The organism is Longispora albida DSM 44784, assembly GCF_000379825.1.
Taxonomy (GTDB): Bacteria; Actinomycetota; Actinomycetes; order Mycobacteriales; family Micromonosporaceae; genus Longispora; species Longispora albida.
The window spans coordinates 461178-485286 of the sequence record NZ_KB903813.1; the positions used below are offsets into that span (position 1 = coordinate 461178).

At 70.1% G+C, this 24109-nt stretch carries 20 protein-coding genes; 13 read left to right on the forward strand and 7 right to left on the reverse strand.

Translation table 11 applies throughout. The annotated features are described in order from the left end of the window. The first annotated feature begins 44 nt into the window (after positions 1–44). From A3G1_RS0102280 to guaA, 4 genes are all read left to right on the forward strand, one after another. Positions 45–1712 carry an FAD-dependent oxidoreductase gene (locus A3G1_RS0102280; protein WP_018347837.1) on the forward strand — a complete coding sequence of 556 codons (1668 nt, stop codon included), beginning with the start codon at positions 45–47 and terminating at the stop codon, positions 1710–1712. A 64-nt stretch (positions 1713–1776) separates the two neighbouring features. Next, positions 1777–3330, forward strand: coding sequence for a DHA2 family efflux MFS transporter permease subunit (locus tag A3G1_RS32745; protein ID WP_018347838.1), 1554 nt, complete (start codon positions 1777–1779; stop codon positions 3328–3330). Positions 3331–3332: 2 nt separating this feature from the next. Further along, positions 3333–3917, forward strand: a complete 585-nt coding sequence (locus A3G1_RS41070; protein WP_169437516.1) for a TetR/AcrR family transcriptional regulator — start codon at positions 3333–3335, stop codon at positions 3915–3917. A gap of 75 nt (positions 3918–3992) precedes the next feature. Next, positions 3993–5531, forward strand: a complete 1539-nt coding sequence (gene guaA, locus A3G1_RS0102295; protein WP_026211731.1) for a glutamine-hydrolyzing GMP synthase — start codon at positions 3993–3995, stop codon at positions 5529–5531. A 67-nt stretch (positions 5532–5598) separates the two neighbouring features. On the opposite strand, the gene A3G1_RS38015 is transcribed toward guaA, so the two are convergent. Beyond that, entirely contained in the window at positions 5599–6066 is a 468-nt protein-coding gene (locus tag A3G1_RS38015; protein ID WP_083936692.1) for a PspC domain-containing protein, read from the reverse strand. A 195-nt stretch (positions 6067–6261) separates the two neighbouring features. Between A3G1_RS38015 and A3G1_RS0102305 the strand changes: the two genes are divergently transcribed. The 3 genes from A3G1_RS0102305 to pssA all read left to right on the forward strand — a co-directional run bounded on the left by A3G1_RS0102305 (position 6262) and on the right by pssA (position 9331). Next, positions 6262–7191 (forward strand): NUDIX domain-containing protein, encoded by a 930-nt coding sequence (locus A3G1_RS0102305; protein WP_018347842.1) that lies wholly within the window; start codon positions 6262–6264, stop codon positions 7189–7191. Between the two features lie 3 nt (positions 7192–7194). After that, positions 7195–8118 (forward strand): NUDIX hydrolase, encoded by a 924-nt coding sequence (locus A3G1_RS0102310; RefSeq protein ID WP_083936693.1) that lies wholly within the window; start codon positions 7195–7197, stop codon positions 8116–8118. A gap of 370 nt (positions 8119–8488) precedes the next feature. Continuing rightward, on the forward strand, positions 8489–9331 hold the full coding sequence (gene pssA / locus A3G1_RS0102315) for a CDP-diacylglycerol--serine O-phosphatidyltransferase (RefSeq protein WP_018347844.1): 843 nt from the start codon (positions 8489–8491) through the stop codon (positions 9329–9331). Between the two features lie 57 nt (positions 9332–9388). Here pssA and A3G1_RS0102320 read toward each other — a convergent pair whose 3' ends face one another. The 3 genes from A3G1_RS0102320 to A3G1_RS0102330 form a co-directional block, all read right to left on the reverse strand. Continuing rightward, a complete protein-coding gene (locus tag A3G1_RS0102320) occupies positions 9389–10594 on the reverse strand; it encodes a phosphatidylserine decarboxylase (RefSeq protein ID WP_018347845.1) in 1206 nt (401 codons plus the stop codon). Between the two features lie 196 nt (positions 10595–10790). After that, on the reverse strand, positions 10791–11024 hold the full coding sequence (locus tag A3G1_RS32760; RefSeq protein WP_018347846.1) for a hypothetical protein: 234 nt from the start codon (positions 11022–11024) through the stop codon (positions 10791–10793). After that, positions 11021–12307, reverse strand: a complete 1287-nt coding sequence (locus A3G1_RS0102330) for a PspC domain-containing protein (protein ID WP_018347847.1) — start codon at positions 12305–12307, stop codon at positions 11021–11023. Before A3G1_RS0102330 ends, A3G1_RS32760 begins: the two co-directional genes overlap by 4 nt. Before the next feature lie 123 nt (positions 12308–12430). Between A3G1_RS0102330 and A3G1_RS0102335 the strand changes: the two genes are divergently transcribed. From A3G1_RS0102335 to A3G1_RS0102345, 3 genes are all read left to right on the forward strand, one after another. Beyond that, positions 12431–13681: an ATP-binding protein gene (locus A3G1_RS0102335; RefSeq protein WP_026211734.1), complete on the forward strand. Its 1251-nt coding sequence runs from the start codon at positions 12431–12433 to the stop codon at positions 13679–13681. A gap of 4 nt (positions 13682–13685) precedes the next feature. Next, entirely contained in the window at positions 13686–14327 is a 642-nt protein-coding gene (locus tag A3G1_RS0102340) for a response regulator (RefSeq protein ID WP_018347849.1), read from the forward strand. 149 nt (positions 14328–14476) lie between these two features. After that, a complete protein-coding gene (locus A3G1_RS0102345; protein WP_018347850.1) occupies positions 14477–15694 on the forward strand; it encodes a thioester domain-containing protein in 1218 nt (405 codons plus the stop codon). A gap of 86 nt (positions 15695–15780) precedes the next feature. On the opposite strand, the gene A3G1_RS0102350 is transcribed toward A3G1_RS0102345, so the two are convergent. The 3 genes from A3G1_RS0102350 to A3G1_RS0102360 all read right to left on the reverse strand — a co-directional run bounded on the left by A3G1_RS0102350 (position 15781) and on the right by A3G1_RS0102360 (position 19975). Next, the gene (locus tag A3G1_RS0102350) at positions 15781–16080 is read right to left on the reverse strand and encodes a chorismate mutase (RefSeq protein ID WP_018347851.1); all 300 of its coding nucleotides are present in this window, start codon (positions 16078–16080) and stop codon (positions 15781–15783) included. Between the two features lie 414 nt (positions 16081–16494). Then, positions 16495–17880 (reverse strand): M20/M25/M40 family metallo-hydrolase, encoded by a 1386-nt coding sequence (locus A3G1_RS0102355; protein WP_018347852.1) that lies wholly within the window; start codon positions 17878–17880, stop codon positions 16495–16497. Positions 17881–17962: 82 nt separating this feature from the next. After that, complete coding sequence (locus tag A3G1_RS0102360) at positions 17963–19975, reverse strand: M4 family metallopeptidase (RefSeq protein ID WP_026211735.1); 2013 nt, start codon at positions 19973–19975, stop codon at positions 17963–17965. Positions 19976–20107: 132 nt separating this feature from the next. Between A3G1_RS0102360 and A3G1_RS0102365 the strand changes: the two genes are divergently transcribed. From A3G1_RS0102365 to A3G1_RS0102375, 3 genes are all read left to right on the forward strand, one after another. Further along, positions 20108–21274 (forward strand): helix-turn-helix domain-containing protein, encoded by a 1167-nt coding sequence (locus A3G1_RS0102365; protein WP_018347854.1) that lies wholly within the window; start codon positions 20108–20110, stop codon positions 21272–21274. 43 nt (positions 21275–21317) lie between these two features. Next, positions 21318–23588 (forward strand): DNA helicase PcrA, encoded by a 2271-nt coding sequence (pcrA, locus tag A3G1_RS0102370; protein ID WP_040477310.1) that lies wholly within the window; start codon positions 21318–21320, stop codon positions 23586–23588. Positions 23589–23673: 85 nt separating this feature from the next. Next, positions 23674–24093, forward strand: a complete 420-nt coding sequence (locus A3G1_RS0102375; protein WP_018347856.1) for a VOC family protein — start codon at positions 23674–23676, stop codon at positions 24091–24093. The last annotated feature ends 16 nt before the right edge of the window (positions 24094–24109 follow it).

Below are 24109 nucleotides of genomic sequence, written 5' to 3' on the forward strand. Positions count from 1 at the left end.
GCTGCACTATCGCGGGGATGCTACCGATCGGTAGCATCCCCGTCATGGCGGAAAAGGCGCACTTCGATGTCGTGATCATCGGCTCGGGCTTCGGTGGCAGCGTCTCGGCGCTCCGGCTGGCAGAGAAGGGCTACTCGGTCGCGGTGCTGGAGGCCGGGCGGCGGTTCGCCGACCACGAGTTCCCGAAGACGTCCTGGCGGCTGCGGAGCTTCCTGTGGGCGCCGAAACTCCGCTTCTTCGGCATCCAGCGGATCAACCTGCTGCGCGACGCGCTGATCCTGTCCGGCTCCGGCGTCGGCGGGGGCAGCCTGGTCTACGCCAACACGCTGTACGAGCCGCTGCCGCAGTTCTTCGCGGACAGGCAGTGGGCTGGCATCACCGACTGGAAGGCCGAGCTGGCCCCGCACTACGACCAGGCCAAGCGGATGCTCGGCGTCACCACCTACGGCCGCCTGACCAGCGCCGACGTCCTGATCAAGGCCGTGGCCGAGGACATGGGCGTCGGGGAGACCTTCCACCCCACGCCGGTCGGCGTCTACTTCGGACAGCCCGGCATCGACCCCTTCTTCGGCGGCGAAGGACCCGCGCGGGACGCCTGCCGGGAGTGCGGCGCCTGCATGACCGGCTGCCGGTTCAACGCCAAGAACACCCTGGTCAAGAATTACCTGTACCTCGCTGAGAAGGCCGGCGTCGTCGTCCATCCCCTCACCACGGTCACCTCGGTGGCCCCGGGGGCCGGGGGCGGCTACACGATCGGGGCGCGGCGCACCGGAGGGTACAAGCGGAAGGGTTTCACCGCCGACCACGTCATCTTCGCCGCAGGGGCGCTGGGGACGCAGCGACTGCTGCACAAGCTGAAGAACAACGGTGAGCTGCCCGGCCTGTCGGACCGGCTCGGCTACCTGACCAGGACCAACTCGGAGTCGCTGATCGGCGCGCGGTCGTTCTCCAAGGACGCGGACTTCACGGACGGCGTGGCGATCACCAGTTCCTTCCACCCCGACGAGCACACGCACATCGAGCCGGTGCGCTACGGCAAGGGCTCCAACGCGATGGGCCTGCTCCAGACCGTGCTGACCGACGGCGGCTCACGCTGGCCGCGCTGGCTGGTCGGCATCGCCACCCTGATCCGCGAGCCGAGGACGCTGCGGGCGCTGTCGATCCGCAAGTGGTCGGAGCGGACCATCATCGCGCTGGTCATGCAGGCCCGGGACAACTCGCTGACCGTCCGGCAGAAGCGGACCTGGTACGGCCGCCGCAAGCTCACCAGCCGCCAGGGCCACGGCGAGCCGAACCCGAGCTGGATCCCGGCGGGCAACGAGGCCGTCCGGCGGCTCGCGGAGAAGATGGGCGGCGTGGCCGGCGGTACATGGAACGACCTGTTCAACATCCCGCTGACGGCGCACATCCTGGGCGGCTGCGCGATCGGGGCGACGGCTGCCGAGGGTGTCATCGACCCCTATCACCGCGTCCACGGCTACGAGGGCCTGCACGTCGTGGACGGCGCGGCCGTGAGCGCCAACCTCGGCGTCAACCCCTCGCTGACCATCGCGGCCCAGGCGGAACGGGCCATGTCCTTCTGGCCGAACAAGGGCGGCGCCGACCCGCGCCCGGAGCCCGGCTCCGCCTACGCGCAGGTGGCGGCGGTGGCCCCGGAGTCGCCGGTCGTGCCAGCCTCGGCCCCGGCCGCATTGAGGCTCATCAAGCGATAGCTTTCCGAGACTGGGGAGTCTAGTTTCTATTCCTAGACTCCTCGGTATCGGAAGTGAGGCGGCGATGGACGCTGCGGTCATCCACCGGCGGCGCTGGGCCACGCTCGGCGTGCTCTGCGTGTCCCTCCTGATCATCGGCCTGGACAACACCGTCCTGAACGTCGCGCTCGCCACCCTGCAACGCGAGCTGAACGCGACAGCCGGCGAGCTCCAGTGGATCGTCGACGCCTACACGCTGGCCTTCGCCGGGCTCCTGCTGCTGGCCGGTGCGTGGGGCGACAAGTACGGCCGCCGCAAGGCACTGGTCGGCGGCCTCCTGATCTTCGGGGCGGCCTCGGTGTGGGCAGCGCTGTGCACCAGTCCCGAGCAGCTCATCGCGGCCCGCACGGTGATGGGCGTCGGCGCGGCCCTGATCATGCCGAGCACCCTGTCCATCCTCACGAACTCCTTCACCGAGCCGAAGGAACGCAAGTCGGCCATCGGCATCTGGGCCGGCGTCTCCGGCCTGGGCATCGCCGCCGGGCCTGCCCTCGGCGGCTACCTGCTCGACCACTACTCCTGGGCCAGCGTCTTCGTCATCAACATCCCGGTCGTCGTGGTAGGCCTGATCGGGACGCTCCTGATCGTCCCCGAGTCGCGGGACGAGAACGCTCCGAAGCTCGACCTGGCCGGCGGCGCGCTGAGCGTCGTCGGGCTCGTCGCCCTCGTGTGGGCGATCATCGAGGCGCCCGGGCACGGCTGGGGCTCGGCGAAGGTCGTGACCGGGTTCGGTGTCGCTGTCGTCGTGCTGACCGCGTTCGCGGTGTGGGAGCTGCGGCACCCGAACCCGATGCTCGACATCCGCTTCTTCGGCAACCGCAGGTTCTCCGTACCGGCCGTGGCGATCACGCTGGTCTTCTTCGTGCTGATGGGCTCGGCGTTCTTCCTGTCGATCTACCTCCAGACCGTGATGGGGTACGACGCCTTCGAGGCCGGGATGCGGATCATGCCGATCGCCGCCGGGCTCGTGCTCGGCGCCCCGCTCGCGATGGCGATCGCCCAGCGGATCGGGGAGAAGATCCCTGCGGTGTTCGGGCTGGTGCTGCTCGGGGCCTCGTTCGTGGTGATCGCGGAGGGGACTGTCCACTCCGGATACGGCCGGGTGCTGGCCAGCGTGCTGCTGATGGGCTTCGGGATGTCGTTCGCGATGGGGCCGGCCACGGAGGCGGTGATGGGCTCGCTGCCCGTCGAGAAGGCCGGAGTCGGCTCCGCCGTCAACGACGCGGTACGCCAGGTCGGCGGGGCGCTCGGCGTCGCGGTCCTCGGCTCGATCATCAACTCCGTCTATCGCGGCGACATGGCCGGGGCAGTGCGGGGCCTGCCTCCCGAGGCCGCCGGGCCAGCCAAGGACAATGTCCAGGGCGCGATGCGGGTCGCGGACAGCCTGCCGGTCGGCGGCGGGCAGCTGCGTACCGTCGCGTTCCAGGCCTTCTTCGAAGGGTTGCAGGTCGTGAGCTGGGTGTCGGTCGGGTTGTGCGCGCTCGGTGCGCTCGTCGCCCTGATCTGGCTACCCCATCACGCGGTACCCGCTACGGAGCAGGCCCCAGCGGACAAGGCAGGCGCGGCGACAGGCGGGTGAACGTGACGGACGACGGAGTCCAGCGGGGGCGGCCCCGCGATCCGGAAGTGGCCGACCGGGTACGCAGGGCCGCGGCGGCACTCCTCTTCGAGGCCGGCTTCGAGGCCACCACGGTCGACGAGGTCGCCCGGCGGGCAGGCGTGGCCAAGGCGACCGTGTACCGCCGCTGGGCCAGCAAGGACGACCTGATCCTCGAAGCCTTCGCGCTCCTCCTCGACGACCAGGTACCCCTCCCCGGCAGCGGCTCGCTCGAAGCCGACCTGCGGGCCATCTACGCCTCGGCCGTCGCCATGATGATGAGCGAGGCCGGGATGGCCTGGGTACGCACCCTCGCGATGGAGTCGGCCCGCAACCCGCAGGTGGCAGCCCTGCTCCGTACCGGCATGGAACGCCGGGCCGAGGCCGCCCAGCGGATGCTCGACCGGGCCGTGGCCGACGGGCAGGCGCGATCAGGAGCCGACGCCCGGCTCCTGATCGAGCTGTTCAACGGGCTGCTGCTCACCAGGGCACTGGGCAGGCTGCCAGCCCCCACCCCCGAAGAGCTGGAGGAAGTCGTCCAGGTCACCCTGCGCGGGATCGGCGTGTGAAGATGCCGGACGCGAAAAACCACAGACTCCGGGGGAGCTGTCCGGCGGCCCGGCCCAGGTGACTAGGCTTTTGCCATGCAGCCCGTTCTCGTCGTTGATTTTGGGGCGCAGTACGCCCAGTTGATCGCCCGCCGGGTCCGCGAGGCCCGGGTGTACTCCGAGATCGTGCCGTCCTCGATGCCGGTCGCCGAGATGCTCGCCAAGAACCCGGCGGCCATCATCCTGTCCGGCGGCCCGTCGAGCGTGTACGAGCCCGGCGCCCCCCAGGTCGACGCCGCACTGTTCGAGGCCGGTACCCCGGTGTTCGGCATCTGCTACGGCTTCCAGGCGATGGCGCTGGCCCTCGGCGGCAAGGTCGCCAAGACCGGGCTGCGCGAGTTCGGCGGTACGCCGCTGGCCGTGACCACGCCCGGCACCCTGTTCGACGGCCTCCCGGCCGAGCTCTCCGTCTGGATGAGCCACGGCGACAGCGTGTCGGAGGCCCCGTCCGGCTTCACGGTCACCGCGACCTCCGACGGCGCGCCGGTCGCTGCCTTCGAGAACGTGGCGCGCGGCTTCGCCGGCGTCCAGTACCACCCGGAGGTCATGCACAGCGCACACGGCCAGACCGTGCTGGAGCACTTCCTCTACGACATCGCCGGCATCGCCCCCGAGTGGACCTCCGCGAACGTGATCGAGGAGCAGGTCGCCCGGATCCGCGAGCAGGTCGGCGACAAGCAGGTGCTGTGCGCGCTGTCCGGCGGCGTGGACTCCGCTGTGGCCGCAGCCCTCGTGCACAAGGCCGTCGGCGACCAGCTCACCTGCGTCTTCGTCGACCACGGGCTGCTGCGGGCCGGCGAGGCCGAGCAGGTCGAGAACGACTACGTGGCCGCCACCGGCATCAAGCTGCGGGTCTTCAACGCTCAGGACCAGTTCCTGGGTGCGCTGGCCGGGGTGACCGACCCCGAGGAGAAGCGCAAGATCATTGGCCGCGAGTTCATCCGGTGCTTCGAGCAGGCCGCACGCGAGCTGGCTGCCGAGGGCGTGGAGTTCCTGGTCCAGGGCACGCTCTACCCGGACGTGGTCGAGTCGGGCGGCGGCACCGGTACCGCGAACATCAAGTCGCACCACAACGTCGGCGGCCTGCCGGACGACCTCAAGTTCGCGCTGGTCGAGCCGCTGCGCACGCTGTTCAAGGACGAGGTCCGCACGATCGGCCTCGAACTGGGCCTGCCGCCGGAGATGATCTGGCGGCACCCGTTCCCGGGCCCCGGCCTGGCGATCCGGATCATCGGCGCCGTCGACCAGGAGCGCCTCGACATCCTGCGGGCCGCCGACCTGATCGCCCGCCAGGAGCTGACCAACGCCGGGCTGGACCGCGACGTGTGGCAGTTCCCCGTGGTGCTGCTCGCCGACGTCCGCTCGGTGGGCGTCCAGGGTGACGGCCGGACCTACGGCCACCCGGTCGTGCTCCGCCCGGTCTCCAGCGAGGACGCGATGACCGCCGACTGGTCGCGCCTGCCCTACGACCTGATCGCCCGGATCTCCACCCGGATCACCAACGAGGTGTCCGAGGTCAACCGGGTGACCCTCGACGTGACGAGCAAGCCGCCGGGCACCATCGAATGGGAGTAACCTGAAAGTCTGCGGAGCCCACCACGCTGCTGAATAGCCGTGGTGGGCTCCGCAGTTTCGGTGCGGGTTACTTCTTCTCGTCCTCCACCTGCGGAAGGACCTTGGTCTCGCTGGCCTCCGGTGTGCCAGCGGCGTTCGCCGGCACCTCCTCAGCCACCGGCTCGGCGGCGACCGGCTCCGGAACGTAGGGCTCCTCCACCACGGGCTCCGGCCTGACCGGCGCGCTCGGGGCGACCGGCTCGCCCGGGGCGAACGGGGCCGGCTGCGTGGCGTAGGCCGGCGGGACGTACGTGCCGGTCGGGTACCAGAGCGGGGCGGCCGCCGGGGCCGGCATGGCCGGCTCGTCGGGCATCACGATCCACGCGCCCAGGTACGCCAGGAGCGACCAGCCGCCGGTGAAGAACACCGAGACGATGAACAGGACGCGGACGGCGGTCGGGTCGATGTCGAAGTACTTGGCCACGCCCGCACAAACTCCGGTCAGTTTCCGGTCGGTGCGAGAGCGGCGGAGCTGCTTCACGGTAGTGGCTGTCATGCCACCAAGAATGCGGCTCTGACCTGCTGAGCTGCATCGGTGCTTGCCCTGAGATCGACCCTGAGCCCCAACCCTGACACCGCGAGTGACCCATCGGACAGCGCTCGGCGTACCGTGTAAGAAAACGGCAATCGCTGTCAAAAGTCCGCCAAACTCTTGACCTTGGGCCATCCGCTGTCGTCAGACTTGTCTTTCATGACCCCCGCGCTGGAGCCGCTGCGCCGCATCGCCGCGTACGGCATTTGCACAGATTCCGCAGGCAGTGTCCTGCTGGTCCGGGCCGCAGCCCACGCGGCGAACCCGGGTTCCTGGTCCCTGCCCGGCGGAGGGGTCGACCACGGCGAGCACCCCGAGGCCGCGGTGATCAGGGAGACCCTCGCCGAGACCGGGCTGGCCATCGCGGTCACCGGCCTCCGCGACGTCCTCTCCGACCTGCGTGCCCTGCCGCACCGCTCGCTCGCCCTGCACACCGACCGCCTGCTCTACGAGGTCAAGGTGACCGGCGGCGGCCTGCGCGACGCGATGGCCGGCGATACCGACCTGGCCCGCTGGGCGACGCCGTCCGAGGTGGAACAGCTGGCCCTGCGCCCCTTCACCGCGATGGCGCTCGGGCTGCCAGCCGCCCGGGCCGACCTCCGGCCGGACAACCCGCCCGAGCTGCCGTCTTTCCTTCTCGTACCCGGACCCGACGGCCGCCCCCGCGCCCAGCGCTTCGCCGCCTACGCCGTCGCCACCGACCCGGGCGGCCGTGTGCTGCTCACCCGGGTGTCCGAGGGGTACCCGGGAGCCGGCCGCTGGCACCTGCCGGGCGGCGGCATCGACTTCGGCGAGCAGCCCGGCCCGGCACTGATGCGTGAGCTGACCGAGGAGACCGGCCAGCGCGGGCGGCTGCTGGCGCTGCTCGGCGTGGCCAGCCACCGCGACGAGGCGCAGATCGGGCCCGAGGGGTACCCGATCGACTGGCACGGCGTCCGCGCCTTCTACCGGGTGATGGTGGACAACCCGGTCGCGCCGAGGGTGTACGACACGGCCGGCTCGACCTGCGAGGCGTGCTGGTTCACGCCCTCGGAGGTCACCGGGCTGCCGCTCACCGAGGTCACCTCGGAGGCGCTGGCTACGCTCTAACGCATGACCTTGCGGCGAGTGCGGCGGATAGCCGCGTACGGGGTGTGCCGGGACGACGACGGGCGGGTCCTGCTGACCCGGGCCTCGGACAAGTCCGACAACACGGGAACCTGGAACCTGCCCGGCGGCGGCATCGACCACGGGGAGGCGCCCGGCCTGGCCGTCGTGCGCGAGTACGCGGAGGAGAGCGGGCTCGTCGTCGAGGTGACTGGCCTGCGCGACGTCTGGTCGGAGTTCGCGGAGTCCGAGCACCGCGGCTTCGTGCAGCACCAGGACACCGTGGTCTACGACGTGCGGATCGTCGGCGGGGAGCTCACCCACGAGACGGAGGAGAGCTCCGACCGGGTCGAGTGGTTCACGCTCGCCGAGATCGAGACCCTGCCGCTCTTCGACCGGGTACGCCGCGCGCTCGGCGTCACCGGTCTGCCGGCCATCCACGCGCCCAGCCAGGCCCCGGACCGGCGGCACCCGGCCGCGAACCCGGATCGCGGCCAGCGGTTCAGCGCGTACGGCGTGGTCACCGACCCCGGCGGCCGGATCCTGTTGACTCTGATCTCTGACAACTACCCGGGGGCCGGCACGTGGCACCTGCCCGGCGGCGGTACCGACTGGGGCGAGGAGCCGGCCGAGGCCCTGGTCCGCGAGATCGCTGAGGAAACCGGACAAGAGGGCAAGGTCACCGAGCTGATTGCGGTCACCAACCAGCACAACCCGGCGGCGTGGGGGCCGGAGGGCCGCCCGATGGACTGGCACAGCGTCCGGGTCACCTACCGGGTCCGGGTGGACGCCCCGACCACCCCGGTTGTGGCGGAAGTCAACGGCTCGACGGCCGACGCCGCCTGGTACACCCCGGAGGAGGCCAGGAACCTGCGGCTCAACCGGCTCGCGAGCGAGACACTGCGCCGGGCCGGCCTGCTGTCAGCCTGACAGGCGGTACCCCTGATACTGGTGGGGACTAAGTGACCTTGGGCAGCCATCGACTACCGTGCGTAAGGTTAATAGCTAGGGGTCCATAAGTAGACACGCTGTGTCGCGGGAATTTATCACGCTTTGATACTTTTGTCCCTAATTCACAAGAAATTTGTGCCACTGGCCGTCGCCAAGCATGGCCTCGGTATGCCATCGTTTAACGCATTGGCTTGACGGCCGCCGTGGCGGCGGAGCAACCCGATCCGGCCCTTGGGAGGGACGCAGAGTGCCGAGAGCACCCTGGCAGAGACGCAGCGCGGACAGCCCGCGACCGGCAGGCCGCCGCTGGACCGGCGCCGTCCGGCGCAGTGGCACCCTGGCCCGCACCGTGCTCGTCCGCACCGCACTGGCCGCACGTCGCAAGCGTGACGACCTCACGGTGCCCGACAGCCCGGCTGGCCTGACCGGCGACCTCGCGCTGCTCGCACCGCGCAGCCCGGCCGTCTCCGCGCTGACGGAAGCGGCCTCGGCGGGCCCGAAGGCGATCCCGCTGCTGCCCGGCGAGCGCACCCTCGACCGGCGGATCAAGTTCGCCCTGGTCAACGCGTGCACGCTGGCGAGCATCATGCTCGGCATGTTCGCCGTGTTCCTCAGCCTGCACGGGCACGTGACCACCGCGGCGCTGTGCATCGTGGCGTGTGTCACATTCGACGGTCTCGACGGTGCGCTGGCCCGCAAGTTCGGGGTCGCCAGCCCGTTCGGCGCCCAGATGGACTCGATGGCTGACATGGCCTCCTTCGGCCTGGCCACCCCGGTCCTCGTCTACTCCTGGCTGAAGAGCGACGCGCCGATCTGGCTGCTCGCCCCGGCCTGCGCCCTCATCGCGGCCTGCGCGGCGATCCGGCTGGCCCGGTTCAACGTCTCGCCGAAGGACGGCCGGTTCTTCTGCGGCGTCCCGACCACGATGGCGGCGGCGATCCTCGCGCTCTCCGCGCTGATCATCGACCCGAAGGGCTGGCAGGCCCCGGTCGTGGCGGTGCTGGCCCTGCTGATGGTGAGCACCTTCCCGTACGCGAAGCTCGCCCGGGTGCTGCGCCTGCCGCGCTGGCTGCTCGTCGTGCCGATCCTCGGCGCGCTGGCCGACTGGCAGATCACCTTCATCGTGCTGATCGGCGCGTACCTGGTCTCCGGGCCCCTCCTCTGGGTCCGCCACCGGGCACTGGCCGTCTGACAGACGACAAAGAAGAACCCCGCCGGGTACGCCCGGCGGGGTTCTTCTTTGTGCTCGTTACAGCCAGCGGGCGATGACCGTGGAACCGCCGACCACCCGGTCGCCCGGGGCCACCAGCGGCTCAGCGGTGCCGGCCGGCAGGTACACGTCGGTGCGGGAACCGAAGCGGATCAGGCCGTAGCGCTCGCCCTTCGCCAGCATCGTGCCGACCGGGGCGCGCCGCACGATCCGCCGGGCGATCAGGCCGGTCCGCTGCGCGACGACCACGCGGCCGTTCACGGTGTCCAGCACGGTGTACGCGGAGACGTTGTGCTCGGCCTCCGGCTTCATCGCCGCGGCGAACCCGCCGTCCTCGATGAACGAGTCGGCGACCCGGCCGGCCACCGGAGCCCGGTTGACGTGCACGTCGAGCACCGACAGGAACACGGCGATCCGCAGCCACTCCGACTGCTCGCCGAACCGGTCGTCGGTCAGCCGCTCCACCGACAGCACCTTGCCGTCGGAGGCCGCGACCACGGAAGCCGGGTCGGTCGGGATGTCGCGCTCCGGGTCACGGAAGAACGCGGCGACCGGCACGGCGGCCAGGGCCGGTACCAGCCACAGCTTCGAGCGGGGCGCGACCTTCTTCGTGGCGAGCGCGAGGCCTGCGCAGATACCGAAGGCTGCGACGCCGTTGGAGTCGATGTTCATGCCGCCGGCCAGCGGGACGCTGCTCGGCCGGTACGCCGGCTGGAGGTCTGCGGCGGTGTCGATGCTGCCGGGGGAGAAGCGCAGCCGGTGCACGCGGACCGGCGGCTTCGAGCGCAGGACGAGGTCGCTGCCGGCCCCGTACGCTGTGACCTGCCGGTTCACCTCGTCGTCTGCGGCCGAGCCCATGCCGGGCAGCGCCGGAACGGCCAGCGACAGCACGCCGCCGGGCGCGACCAGCTCGCGGAGCGTGGACAGCGTGGCGTGCGCCTCGTCAGCCGTACCGGCGAGCGGGGCGCCGACGATCACGACATCAGCGGGCTTCGCCTCAGCCAGGCTGCGGATGAGCTGCACGCCGGGCGCTGCGAACGTGTCCTCGGTCAGCACCGTGAGGGTGTCGTCCGGGCCGAGGCCCTCCAGCACGGCGTCCAGCACGGGTGAGCCGGACTCCACGCCGATCAGCAGGCCGGACTTCGGGCCGGGGTGGCGGGTGAACTCAGCGGCCAGTGAACGGGCGGCGCGGCCACCCAGCCGGGCCGGGCCGAGTGCCAGGTCGGTGATCAGTGACTCGGTCATTCTGTACGGCTCTTCTCGCTTCGTCGCTCTTGCCGGGCTGCGGACGCACACACCACGTGCCGCCCTTTACGGGACCTTCGGTCCAGCATAGGCTCGCCGGCCCGGCAAGCGTTCGGAGGCGGGTCTGGCGGAAGGGGAGACGGCCGGGGACACCGGACCACCGCACCCGGCCGGGCCGGTGGTCACGGAGTACACACTAGGGATTTTGATCTTCGGGGTGGTCCTGGGGAACGGGCAGCGGCTGGCGGCGGCTGGTGGTGAGGGCCGTGACGATGCCGATCACGCCCAGCACCATCAGGGCGATCGCCGCGCACCAGCCGGCCACTGCCGGGCTCAGCTCGATCACCTGCGACAGCCACCACCAGGCGGCCACCCCGCTGAACAGCAGGCCGAAGACCAGGGAGATCGCGTCGGTGCGGTGCGGCTTCATCGGGTCACCTTCGCTCGGCCGTACTTCACGTCCAGGTTGATGGTCAGCTTGCCGCCGCCGGGGCCGTCGGTGCCGTTGTCGGAGATGGGGCCGACCGGGCCCATGCCGTCGGAGAACTTGCGGCCGAGGACGTCAGCCTCGCCGCTGCTCACCGACGGGTTGACCTCGACGTCCACTGTGGGCGGAAGCAGGACGGTCAGCTCGCCCCACTCGCTGTTGGCCGCGAGGACGACGTTCTGGTCGGCGAAGTTGACCTGCCGGAGATCCAGCGTCGCCACGCCGCACGAGGAGGTGTACGCCTTCTCGACCACGCCGGCGCTCTGCGGGATCCAGGTCTGCGAGCCGCTGCAGTGCGCGATGCCCGAGCGGATCGGGTCGGCCGCGACCGCGATGGCCAGGCCGAGGCAGAGCACCAGGCCGAGCAGGATCATCCGGTACGCGCGGCCGAACCACGTGCCCACGACCAGCCCGAGCCCGACAACGCCCAGAGCCGTCGCGAAGAACGCCGCCGGGGCCATGCCCTGCATCGCGGCAGCCGTGAGGCCGAGCGCGCCCATCGCGAACAGCAGCGTGAAGAAGATGAGCTTGCTGAGCTGTGACTTCTCCCGGGGCTTCTTCTGCTTCTTCTGCGGGGGTACTGGCATGGGTGGCTGCGGCACCGGCTGCGGCCACAGCGGCATCGTGGGGCTGGGCCCGGCCGGGTACGGAACTGTCGTCCGCGGCGCCTCGAACGGCCCGCGCGGCGCGAACGGCACCGGCCCCGCCGGCACCTGGAACGGCCCGTGCGGCGCGAACGGTACCTGCGTGCCGGCCTGCTGCGCCGGATCCGGCCCGGGCGGCGGTGGCGGGGGCGGCGGCACGTACGCCGGGGTGCCCCGCCGGTTCGACAGGGCGAAGATGACCGCGATCAGGACTCCGAGCAGGATCCCGAACCGGAAGTCGGTACCGAGGACGAACGTGCTCATCCCCAGCGCCCCGAACCCGACGAACAAGGTGACCAGCGGCGACGTGCTCGACTTGCCCTTGCCGAACAGCGCCTCGATCGGCGAGCCTGTGTCGCCCTCGGCGGGCAGGACGAGCCACGCGGCGGCGTACCCGACGAACCCCGCCCCGCCCACCAGCGCGAACACCGCGAACAGCACCCGCCACAGCACCGGATCGGTACCGGTGGCCCGGCCGATGGCGCCGCAGACCCCCGCGACCTTGCGGTCGGCGCGGGGCCGGGTGTAGCGGGCCTTGAAGTCCGCGTACGCCTGGTGGTGCTGTGGGGACGGGCTGGTCATGCCACCATCCTCACCTGCTGGGGAACCCCCGCGCGTCAGGGAGCGACCCTGACTTTTCTAGGGGTTACCAGGCCGGAAAGATCCGGTGGTCGCCACGCTGCCCGCCATGTGACGATCAACGGCATGGAGACGACGACGGCGCACCCGGCCACGAAGCTGTACCGCCGGGCTGACGGCCGGGTGGTGGCTGGCGTGGCCGGCGGCATCGCCGAGCACCTGCGGCTGCCGGCGGTCGCCGTGCGGGTCGCCTTCGTCGTGCTGCTGGCCTTCTCCGGGCTCGGCGCGATCCTCTACGTCGTGTTCTGGACCGTGCTCCCGCTGACCCCGCGCACGGCGGCCCAGCCGGTGAAGGCGAAGAAGGACACCACGCAGATGGTGGCTTTCGGCGCCCTGGCGCTCGGTGTCCTGCTCGTTGACGGCCTGATCGGCAGCGCGGGCGTGCGGAGCCTGATCGGCTGGCTGGTCGCGCTGGTCGCGCTCGGCGCAGGCATCATCTGGCACCAGGCCGAGCCGGAGCGCTGGCGCAAGTGGAACGGCGGCGGCGACCCGGACCTGCCGTGGCTGGCCGGATTCCTGACCACGAACGACCGGCGCTCGCTGTTCTTCCGCCTGGCCGGCGGCGGTGTGCTTGTCATCGGCGGCATCATCGGCGTCATCGCGATCACCAAGCCGCTGCCGGGCGCGAGCGCCGCCTCGCTGATCAGCGGCCTGCTGTTCGCGCTGATCGCCCTGGCCGGCCTGGCCCTGGCGCTCGGCCCGATGCTGTGGCGGATGTTCGTCCAGCTCCGCGACGAGCGTGAGGGCCGGATCCGGGAGACGGAACGGGCGGAGTTCGCCGCGATCGTCCACGACCAGGTCCTGCACACGCTCGCGCTCGTCCAGCGGCACGCAGAGGACCCGAAGATGGTGCTGCGGCTGGCCCGTGGCCAGGAGCGCACCCTGCGGAACTGGCTCTACAAGCCCTCCGGCTCGCCGGACGAGCGCTTCGCCGCGGCGCTGGAGGCGGCGGCCGCCGAGGTCGAGGACAGTTTCACGCTGAGCGTCGACCTGGTCGTCGTCGGCGACTGCGCGGTCGACGAGCACGTCCGCGCCCTCGTGCACGCCGCACGGGAGGCGATGGTCAACGCAGGCAAGCACGCAGGCGTCGAAACCATTTCCGTGTACGCCGAGGCCGAACCGGACGAGCTGAGCGTCTTCGTCCGCGACCGGGGCGTCGGCTTCGATCCGGACAAGGTGAACGGCGACCGGCACGGCGTACGGGGCTCCATCATCGCCCGGATGGAACGGCACGGCGGGCGGGCCGAGATCAGAAGCACACCGGGGGATGGCACAGAGGTGCGGTTGATCCTGGGCCGGAAGGACAAGGGAGAATAAGCGGATGGATGCGCTGCGGGTGTTCCTGGTCGACGATCACGCCATGTTCCGGGCCGGTGTCCGGGCTGAGCTGGGCAAACGCGTCACGGTGATCGGCGAGGCCGGTACGGTCGCCGACGCGGTCGCCGCGATCACCGCCGAGCTGCCCGACGTCGTCCTGCTCGACGTCCACATGCCCGACGGTGGCGGCCGGGCTGTGCTGGAGGCCGTCCGGCGCTCGCACCCGGACGTCAAGTTCCTCGCGCTGTCGGTCTCCGACGCCGCCGAGGACGTGATCGGGCTGATCCGGGCGGGTGCCCGGGGATACGTGACGAAGACGATCTCGCCGGACGAGCTGGCCGACGCCGTCCGCCGGGTCGCGGAGGGCGACGCGGTGTTCAGCCCGCGGCTGGCCGGGTTCGTGCTGGACGCCTTCGCGTCCCGTTCGCCGGACCCGGTGGCCGACCCGGAGCTCGACCAGCTGACCAACCGGGAGCGCGAGGTGCTGCGGCTGCTGGCCCGCGGGTACGCCTACAAGGAGATCGCGAAAGAGTTGTACATCTCGATCAAGACGGTCGAGACGCATGTGTCCAATGTGCTCCGGAAACTCCAGATGTCAAATCGGTATGAGTTGTCGCGTTGGGCAGCAGATCGGCGTCTCGTCTAGATTTTTTCGTTCGGCGCGTCACAGTGGACATTTCGGGAGAGTCTCGGGCGCTGTCGGATTCTGGTGTGCCAGAAGGGTCGCAATGATCTTCGGCGCGACCCCATAATGCTGCGTCGCCTTACCCTGAATCCGGGAAGGACTTCCCCGCAGTGCTCAACACCAGAATCCGGACCGCCGCGCTCCTGGCTGTGGCTGGTCTGACGACCCTCGCGCTCGCCGCGACTCCCGCTGCGGCAGCCGACCCGCAGCGCGGCAAGGTCGGTACCGTCTCGCACGACGGCGTGTACAAGAACGGCTACCTCAACGGCCAGGTCGCTGGCTCCGCCGCACAGGACTACCCGGTCGGCCTCAGTGGCATCACGCTCGACGGTGAGAAGGACCAGCGCCTCCTCTACTGCATCGACATCAAGCACCCGCTGAACGCCTCGCAGGGCCCGGTCTACGAAGAGGCCACCTGGGCTCGTGCCAAGCACGTCAGCGAGGCAGACCTGCTGAAGATCAACTGGATCCTGCACAACAGCTACCCGGTGAAGACCTCCGAGGAGGTCGTCGCCGCGGCCGACGCCGCGACCCCCGCGATGCGGCTGGCTGTCCCGCGCAAGGACTACGTGGTCTACGCGGCCACCCAGGCCGCGATCTGGCACTTCAGCGACGGCTTCGCCCTCAAGGGCAATGCCGCGACCCACCCGGACCGCAAGTTCACCGATGCCGAGTACAAGGACATCGAGAAGGTCTACAACTACCTCGTCAAGATCGGTGTCGAGGCTCCGAAGGCCCCGAGCCTGAAGATCACGCCCGACAAGGCTGCCGAGAGCAAGGCCGGCGCGAAGGCCGGCCCGTTCACGGTCGCCAGCACCGTCGGCGAGGTCACCGTCACGGCGGCCGGTGGCAAGGTCGTCGACGACAAGGGCACGGAGATCTCCAAGCTCCGTGACGGCTCGGTCTTCTACCTGACCAGCGACAAGCCCGGGCAGGTCACCGTGACCGCCAAGGGCACCGGCGTCGTCGACCTGGCCCGGGTGTTCATCAACACCGAGGGCGCGGACGACACCCAGAAGGTGATCATCCCGGGTACGAAGAAGCAGGACGTCGAGGCCAAGGCGAGCGCCACGTTCGTCGCGGTCCCGCCGGCCACGCCGACCCCGACCCCGTCGGCATCGCCGAAGCCGAGCCCGAGCACCAGCCCGTCGGGCAGCACCCCGGCCACCACGCCGAGCACCGCCCCGCCGGCCACGACGCCGGGAGGTGGCCTGCCGAAGACCGGTGTGGCCGCGCTGGGCATCGTGGGCGCCGGTGTGGTTCTCCTGGGTGCCGGTGGCGCTCTGGTGATGATCCGCCGCCGCAACAAGCTGCGCTTCGACGCGTAGTAGCGACATCCAGCTAGACGAAGCCAGACAATGGCGGGGCCGGGGAGTTGTCTCCCCGGCCCCGTTCGCCGTGTACCGAGAACTCGCTAGAGCCTGCCGCGCCCCGCACGCAGGATCAGCAGCGCGAGCTGGGTGCCATCCTCGCCGAGCTGTGCCTTGAAGTGCTCCAGGATCTCCCGCTCCCTGGCGAGCATCAGCCGGGTGCCGCCGGCCGCGACGCGGACGGTGCCGACCTCCTGGGAGAGTGCCGCGCGTTCGCGCCAGAGACTGATCAGCTGTTCGTCTATGGCGTTGATCCGGCCGCGCAGCTCCGTGATCCGGTCTGCGGAGTCCCCGGTGGCGCCGGTGTCGGTGTTGTCGGTGGGGGCGATGGTGGTGACGTTCATGATGCGTGCTCCTGGTCGGTGTGGGTGAGTTCTCGGCCCGGGAGACGCAAAAACGCCCCGGGCTTGTGAGCCCGGGGCGTTGGCAGGTCAGTTATGCGCGACCTACGGCTGCCGGACTCCCGGTGCCGTAGTAAAAAAATCGAGCGCAGTTCTGCATGGATCCGAGTATGCCACACCCCTGGAGCCCCGGACACCATCTGAGAAGTCGAAGACCACAAACCTTCAAGCCGATTTTGTACTCCGTTATCACCGCCCCCGGCTGCCGTGCGGCGATCCCCAGCCCCCAGCCCCGCTACCGGCACCCACGGTCCGCGCGGAGACGCCCTCACCGGCGCCGAGGGCACCAAAAAGCCCGGCCGGGCGGGAAGAACCCACCCGGCCGGGCCAGCTACCCCAGCTGCGTGCCCGGGGCTGCTAGACGGCCAGCGTCCAGCTGTCGATCTTGCCGGTGTCGTAGGAGTACATGTCCTGCGCCTTCAGCTTCCACGTCCCGTTGGCGGCCTGGGCCGACACGTTGACCGTGTACGTCGTGTTGACGTTCGCCGCGCTGTCGCTGGAGTTCTCGGTCTTCAGCCGGTACGTGGTGCCGTTCGGGCCGACCAGGTCGATCCGGAGGTCACCCCGGTAGGTGTGCGGGATGGTGACGGTCACCTTGGTCGTGGCCGAGGCGTTGCGGTTGCAGCCCGAGATGGTGATCGAGCTGGTCACCGCGGCACCCGCGTCCGGGATCGCCACGTCAGTACCGTTCGTCACGGCCTGGCACGTGCCCCCGGTCGGCGACGGCGTGGGCGAGGACGTCGGGGTACCTGTGCCTGTGCCGGTCGGCGTCGGGGTCGGCGTGCTGCCGGTACCGGTCAGGTTCCACAGGGCGTAGGAGATGACGTCCGCGTGCCGGTCGAGCGACGTGTCGTTGATGTTGTTCGAGTTGTCGCACGAACGGTGGTAACACGGGTCGAACGCGGCGTTGGCCGTCCCGCCCCACTTCGCGGCCTGTGCCGACGTCTTGTAACCCTCAGCTCCGGAGAAGGTACCGCCGGTCGGGATGCCCACGTTGTAGAACGAGCCGTGGTCGCTGCGCCCGTCCACGTCGACGTACTCGGTCTGCACGTTCAGCGCCGTGAAGCCCTGGACGAGCAGGTTCCGCAGGGCGATGCCGTTCGTGTCGTCGTTGTAGACGAAGTAGCCCGGGTTCGGCGAGCCGGTCATGTCGAAGTTCAGGTACGCCTTGATCCGGGTCTTCTCCGCCGAGGACAGCGAGCTGACGTAGGCGCGCGAGCCGAGGATGCCGAGTTCTTCGGCGCCCCACCAGCCGAAGCGGACGGTGACGCCCGGCGTCGGGCGGGCGGCCTTGAAGGCCTTCGCGACGGCGAGCAGCGAGGCGCTGCCGGTGCCGTTGTCGTTGATGCCGGGGCCGGACGACACGCTGTCGAGGTGGCCGCCGAGCATGATGACCTTGCTGGTGTCGGTGCCCGGCAGCTCGGCGAGCACGTTGTAGCTGGTGCCGGCCGAGGTCGAGAACGACTGCTCGCTGACCGTGAACCCGAGCGCGGTCATCTCGGACTTCACGTGGTCGACGGAGGCGCGGTAGCCGCTGCGGCCGGTGTACCGGTTGCCGCCGTTGTTGTTCGCGATGGTCTGCAGGTTGGCGAGCTGTGCCTTCACGTCGGCGACGGCGATGTCCGGTGCGCCGTTCGGCAACGTGGCGGCGGTGCTGGCACTGGCGAAGGGTGCGGCCGCGATGAGCCCGGCCGCGAGTAAGGCTGCCGCGATGGACGCGGTGAGGGGAGCCTTGCGCTTCATGGTGGTACCTCTCCCAGGTAGAGAAAGGGCCGGCCGCTCCAGTGTGGAGTGACCGGCCCCTCTGGTTCCGGTGAATCGCTACTTAGACCGTGAGGGTCCAGCTGTCGATCTTGCCGGTGTCGTACGAGTACAGGTCCTGGACCTTGAGCTTCCAGGCACCGTTGGCGGCGTGGGTCGACACGTTCACCGTGTAGGTGGTGTTGATGTTGGCCGCGCTGTCGTTGATGTTCTCGGTCTTCAGCCGGTACGAGGTGCCGTTCGGGGCGACCAGGTCGATGCGGACGTCACCGCGGTAGGTGTGCGGGATGACGACGGCGACCTTGGTGGTGGCCGAGGCGTTCCGGTTGCAGTTCGAGATCGTGATGGTGCTGGTGACAGCGGCGCCGGCGTCCGGGATCGTGACGTCGGTGCCGTTGGACACGGCCGAGCAGTTCGACGGCGTGGTCGTGCCGGTCGGGGTGCTGGTCGGCGTGCTGGTGGAGGTCGGGCCGGTGGTCGGCGTGGTGCACGGCGCGTCGTTACCGGCGACGTTCACGGCGGTCCAGGCAGCCTGAACCGTCTTGTACTCGGTGGAGCAGGTGCCGTACAGGTCCGTCGCGGCCTTGAGGGTGTAGGCACGCGAGGTGTTGGCCGGGTTCGAGGTGTTCACGTACGACGTGTTCGAGGTGAAGTAGTCGTTGAGCGCCTTGAACCAGATCTTCTCGGCCTTGTTGATGCCGATACCGGTCACGCCGGGAGCCGAGCCACAGACCGGCGAGTTGCCGTACGGGCCGGAGCCGGTGCCCTGCGCCAGGTTGTAGAAGAAGTGGTTACCCACACCCGACGAGTAGTGCACGTCGACGTTCTTGGTGCTGGTCGACCAGCAGCCGTGCGAGGAGCCGTCCTTGGTCGGGTCGTCCATGTACCGCAGCGGGGTGCCGTTGCCGTTGATGTCGATCTTCTCGCCGACCAGGTAGTCCGGGGCGTCGGCGGAGTTGTTCGCGTAGAACTCGACGCCGGCGGCGAAGATGTCGGAGGTCGCCTCGTTCAGGCCGCCGGACTCACCCGAGTAGGTGAGGCCACCGGAGACCACGTTCTCGGTGACGCCGTGCGCCATCTCGTGCGCGGCCACGTCCAGGGAGACCAGCGGGCGGCCCTGGCCGTCACCGTAGGTCATCTGCGAGCCGTCCCAGAACGCGTTCACGTAGTTCGAGCCGTAGTGCACCCGGCTCGGCACGCCGGTGCCGTTGCCGAAGATGCCGTTGCGGCCGTGAACGTTCTTGAAGTAGTCGAAGGTCATGGCCGCGCCGTAGTGGGCGTCCACGCCGGCCGACTGCCGGTTGCTGTTGGAGCCGGTGCCCCAGTTGTTGTCGGCGTCGGTGAAGGTGGTGCAGGTGCCGCTGGTCGAGTTGTTCATGTCGCAGGTACGGCCGTTGCCGTGCGACGGGTCGACCATCGAGTACGTGCTGCCCGACTGGGTGGTGTCGACGGAGACCGTGCCGACGTAGAGGCTCTGGCCGGAGCCGACGACGGTGTGGATCTCGTCGTGCTTGCCCAGGAGCTCACCGGAGTTGGCGTCGGTGATGACGTTCATCCGGACCGGGGTCTGACCCTCCCAGCCGCTGATCACGGTGTTGTAGGCCAGGCGAGGGGTGCCGGCGCTCACCGCGTCGATGAACAGCTGAGGAGCGGCGGTGTGGGTCAGCGCGGTGCCCTCGAAGTGCTTCGGGGCCGCGTCCCACGCCGTGTACTGGTCGATCTTCGGGGTGGTGTTCAGGCTGAGCGGCGCGGCGAGCGCGTTGCTCACACCGGCGTAGGCGCCACCGGGCGCGTTGTGCACGATGAAGTCGCCACCACGGACAGGAAGGCCGTTGTGGAACCGGTCGTACCGAACGTGGGTCGCGCCGCTGGCGTCGATCCGGGTGTTGTAGACCTTGAAGGTGTCGCCGGCGGTGGCGCGGATGGCCGCGCGGTTGCTGGCAAGAGCGGAGTCCGCCTGAGCGACAGCCTGGCGCTGGTTGGGCACGTCGTTGGACGCCGTGGCCATGTTGGCCACGCCCACCGCCAGACCGGCGATCAGCGCTACGGCACCAGCCGCAGCTAGAGACTTCTTCACCCTGAGCCTCCCATTTACTGAGGGGAATGTGACTGCTGTCACGAGGCCCATGTATAACAGGGCTAGTAACTCGAGTAAAGACCTCTGTAACACCTTGAGGGCAGTTGGCAGTGATGGGTTACCGTATGTGTTATGGCGGGTGCGGTTAGGAGTCATGAGTCGCTCGGTGCCCGGCTGCACCGGCTGCGCACCGATCGGGGTCTCACCCAGAAAGATCTCGCGGGTGAGCGCTACACGGCCGCGTACATCTCGACCGTCGAAGCCGAGCGGCGTACGCCGTCCACGGATGCGCTGAGTTACTTCGCGGAGCGACTCGGAGTTACACCAGCCGAGCTGTCCACCGGCCGGCCGAGCGAGCTGCCTGCCGACCTGCTGATCGCCCTGGCCGAGGCTGAGCTGTCGGGTGAGCTGGAACGATTCCGGAGAGTACGGACACTGGCCGCCGACGCGGGCCTGCGCAGGGCCGAGGCGGCCGCGCTGACCGGGCTCGGCCGGATACCCGAGGCCGAGGCGCTGCTGGCCGGCGAACCCCTCACCGTCCGTGTACCGCTGCTGATCGCGAAGGCCCGGCTGATCCCGGCCCGCGACGCCGCGTACCTGCTCGACGGGGCCGTCGCGCAGCTGGAGTCCTCCGGCCTGCCGGACCCGGAGGCCGAGGCGGCCCTGCGGTACGCGCTGGTGGAGATCTACGCCGACCTCGGGTACCCGGAGCGTGCCGTGAGCTCAGCGGAGGCCGCCGAGGCCCTGACCGGCCCGCCCGTCGACTCCAGCGCCCTGATCGAACGGCACCTGACCACGGCGAGGACCCTGCGCGAGCAGAGCCACTGGGCCGACGCCGAGGCGGCAGCCGAGCGGGCCAGGCTGGCGATCCGCCACCGCGGGTACCGGCGGGCCGCGGCGCTCGGCCGGTGGAGCCGTGGCCGGCTGCTCGTCCAGCGCGGGGAGGCCGAGGCGGCGCTCGCCGAGCTGACCGTCGCCCGCGAGGTGCTTGGCGAGATCGTCGCGGGGGAGCTGGCCGAGGTCCTGTGGCAGCTCGGGCGGGCCGCTGACGCGCTGGACGCGGCAGCGGAGGCCGAGCCTGCCACGGCGTACAAAATCCAGGGTCTGATCGCCCGTGAACGCGGTGACCTGGCGACGGCGGAGGAGCTGCTGCGCGCGGCCCTCGAAGCCGCGAGCGGGCTGGCGGCCTGCGCCATCGCCCGCGAGCTGGGCGACATCCTCCGGGCGAGCGGGCAGGAACTGGCGGCGATCGAGGTCTACCGCCGCGGCCTCGCAGAGATCGAAACCGGCCGGGCGTAGCTCGTATCGGGTTCTGTCGGTGGGGCCGCCTAGACTTGCAGGCGTGCAGGCGCTTTTTGAGACTTCTTCTCCCCTCCTTGACGGTTTGAACGAGCAGCAGCGCGCGGCCGTCGAGCATGCAGGCACTCCGCTGCTGATCGTCGCGGGTGCTGGTTCCGGCAAGACGCGGGTGCTGACGCACCGCATCGCGTACCTGCTGGCGCACCGCGACGTGCACCCCGGCGAGATCCTGGCGATCACCTTCACCAACAAGGCGGCCGGCGAGCTCAAGGAGCGGGTCGCGAAGCTGGTCGGCGGCCGGGCCCGGCTGATGTGGGTGTCGACCTTCCACTCGGCCTGCGTGCGGATCCTGCGTGCCGAGCACGCCAACGCCGGGCTCAAGTCGACCTTCTCGATCTACGACGCCGACGACTCGCGCCGCCTGATGGCCCTGGTCGTCCGCGAGCTGGATCTCGACCCGAAGCGCTACCCGGCCCGTGGCCTGGCAGCCCAGGTGTCGAACCTGAAGAACGAGCTGATCGACCCCGAGGACTTCGCGGCCAAGGCCGAGGGCCCGGCCCAGCGCACGCTCGCCGAGGTCTACGCCCTCTACCAGCGCCGGCTGCGCGAGGCCCACGCGCTCGACTTCGACGACCTGATCATGACGACCGTGCACCTGCTGCGTGCCTTCCCGGATGTCGCCGAGCACTATCGGCGGCGGTTCCGGCACGTGCTGGTCGACGAGTACCAGGACACCAACCACGCGCAGTACGCGCTGGTCAAGGAGATCGTGGGGGAGACCGGGGAGCTGTGCGTCGTCGGTGACGCCGACCAGTCGATCTACGCCTTCCGTGGCGCGACGATCCGCAACATCCTGGAGTTCGAGCGCGACTACCCGCAGGCGACCACGATCCTGCTCGAACAGAACTACCGCTCCACCCAGACGATCCTCTCGGCAGCCAACGCCGTCATCTCGCGCAACGCCGACCGCAAGCCCAAGCGGCTGTGGAGCGACGCCGGCGACGGCGAGCAGATCGTCGGCTACGTGGCCGACACCGAGCACGACGAGGCGAGCTGGGTCGCGCGGGAGATCGACAAGCTGGTCGACGCGGATGCCGCCCGGCCCGCCGACATCGCGCTGTTCTACCGGACCAACGCGCAGTCCCGCGTGTTCGAAGAGGTGTTCATCCGGGTCGGCCTGCCGTACAAGGTGGTCGGCGGCGTGCGGTTCTACGAGCGCAAGGAGGTCCGCGACGCCCTCGCGTACCTGCGGGCGCTGGCCAACCCCGACGACCTGGTCAGCCTGCGCCGCATCCTGAACACTCCCAAGCGCGGCATCGGCGAGCGGGCCGAGGCGTGTGTGGAGGCACTGTCCATTCGCGAGCGGATCTCGTTCGGCGCGGCACTGGAGCGCGCCGGTGACGCCCCGGGCATCGCTTCCCGGTCGGCCAACGCGATCGCCGGGTTCGTGGAGCTGATGGGCGAGCTGCGTGCCCTGGCGGCCGAGGCGCCGCCGGAGGAGATCCTGGAGGCCGTGCTCGCCAAGACGGGTTACCTGGAGGAGCTGGAGAACAGCGAGGACCACCAGGACGCCGGCCGAGTGGAGAACCTCCAGGAGCTGGTCAGCGTGGCCAGGGAGTACTCGGAGCGGGCGGAGACGCTGGAGGAGGAGGTCACCCTGGCGGGCTTCCTGGAGCAGGTCGCGCTGGTGGCCGACGCCGACCAGCTGCCCTCCGACGACCCGGAGGACGCTGGCGTGGTCACGCTGATGACCCTGCACACCGCCAAGGGCCTGGAGTTCCCGGTCGTGTTCCTCACCGGCCTCGAAGACGGCGTGTTCCCGCACCTGCGGGCGCTCGGCGACGTGAAGGAGCTGGAGGAGGAGCGGCGGCTCGCGTACGTGGGCATCACCCGGGCCAGGCAGCGGCTCTTCCTGTCGCGGGCGGTGACGCGGAGCGCGTGGGGGCAGCCGCAGTACAACCCGGCGTCCCGGTTCGTGGAGGAGCTGCCGCCGGACCTGCTGCGCTGGGAGCACGGGACGGCGCCGGTCGGCTCGGGGATCGGCTCCGGGTACGTGGAGCGGCCCTCGGCCTCAGGCGGGAACAACGGGCTGGTCTCGCGGCTGGGGCTCGACCCCCGGCTGGTGAAGACGGCTTCCTCGCTGCCGGCCAAGGTGCCGAACCTGGCGCCCGGCGATCGGGTCACCCACGACAAGTGGGGGCTGGGCCGGGTGGTCGTGGTCGAGGGCTCAGGCCCCGGCGCGAAGGCCCAGGTGGACTTCGGCGACCAGCTGCTGTGGCTGATGCTCCGGCACGCCCCGATCCAGAAGCTGTGAGGGACCGGCTGATCAAGGCGGTGCCGGGCCGCGGACGGCCGGGTGGCAGGATGACGGGCCCGGCTCCGGTCCCCAGGAGGAAGACGTGCGGCAGCGGCTCAACATGATCCTGCTCGGTGTGCGCGATGTCGCAGCCTCGGTCGCGTTCTACCAGGCACTGGGCTGGCGGCGGTCCGCTGCGGGCTCGGACGAGTTCGCGTTGTTCGAGCTGGGCGGGGTCGCGGTCGCGTTCCAGTCCCGGGCGGCGTTCGCGGCCGACGCCGGCCTGCCGGACCGGGAGCCGGGCGGTTTCGCTGGCTTCGCCCTGGCGTACGTGGCCCTCAGCGCCGAAGAGGTGTACGAGGTCATGGCCAAGGCGGCCGAGCTGGGCGCCACGGTCACCCGCCCGGCCGGCCAGAATCCGTGGGGACACAGCGGGTACTTCACCGACGCCGACGGGCATCTGTTCGAGGTGCTCTACGAGGACGGCTGGATCTTCGACGAGCAGGACGACCTGGTGCTCTGACCGATCGAGGCCCCGG

Bases quoted from the DNA above. Each gene is read 5' to 3' on its own strand.
- A3G1_RS38015 (WP_083936692.1), bottom strand. From the start codon at position 6,066: ATGACAGCCACTACCGTGAAGCAGCTCCGCCGCTCTCGCACCGACCGG.
- A3G1_RS32745 (WP_018347838.1), top strand. From the start codon at position 1,777: ATGGACGCTGCGGTCATCCACCGGCGGCGCTGGGCCACGCTCGGCGTG.
- A3G1_RS0102350 (WP_018347851.1), bottom strand. From the start codon at position 16,080: ATGAACGTCACCACCATCGCCCCCACCGACAACACCGACACCGGCGCC.
- guaA (WP_026211731.1), top strand. From the start codon at position 3,993: ATGCAGCCCGTTCTCGTCGTTGATTTTGGGGCGCAGTACGCCCAGTTG.
- A3G1_RS0102330 (WP_018347847.1), bottom strand. From the start codon at position 12,307: ATGACCAGCCCGTCCCCACAGCACCACCAGGCGTACGCGGACTTCAAG.
- A3G1_RS32760 (WP_018347846.1), bottom strand. From the start codon at position 11,024: ATGAAGCCGCACCGCACCGACGCGATCTCCCTGGTCTTCGGCCTGCTG.
- A3G1_RS0102280 (WP_018347837.1), top strand. From the start codon at position 45: ATGGCGGAAAAGGCGCACTTCGATGTCGTGATCATCGGCTCGGGCTTC.
- A3G1_RS0102355 (WP_018347852.1), bottom strand. From the start codon at position 17,880: ATGAAGCGCAAGGCTCCCCTCACCGCGTCCATCGCGGCAGCCTTACTC.
- A3G1_RS0102340 (WP_018347849.1), top strand. From the start codon at position 13,686: ATGGATGCGCTGCGGGTGTTCCTGGTCGACGATCACGCCATGTTCCGG.
- A3G1_RS0102310 (WP_083936693.1), top strand. From the start codon at position 7,195: ATGACCTTGCGGCGAGTGCGGCGGATAGCCGCGTACGGGGTGTGCCGG.
- A3G1_RS0102305 (WP_018347842.1), top strand. From the start codon at position 6,262: ATGACCCCCGCGCTGGAGCCGCTGCGCCGCATCGCCGCGTACGGCATT.
- A3G1_RS0102335 (WP_026211734.1), top strand. From the start codon at position 12,431: ATGGAGACGACGACGGCGCACCCGGCCACGAAGCTGTACCGCCGGGCT.
- A3G1_RS0102365 (WP_018347854.1), top strand. From the start codon at position 20,108: ATGGCGGGTGCGGTTAGGAGTCATGAGTCGCTCGGTGCCCGGCTGCAC.
- A3G1_RS0102320 (WP_018347845.1), bottom strand. From the start codon at position 10,594: ATGACCGAGTCACTGATCACCGACCTGGCACTCGGCCCGGCCCGGCTG.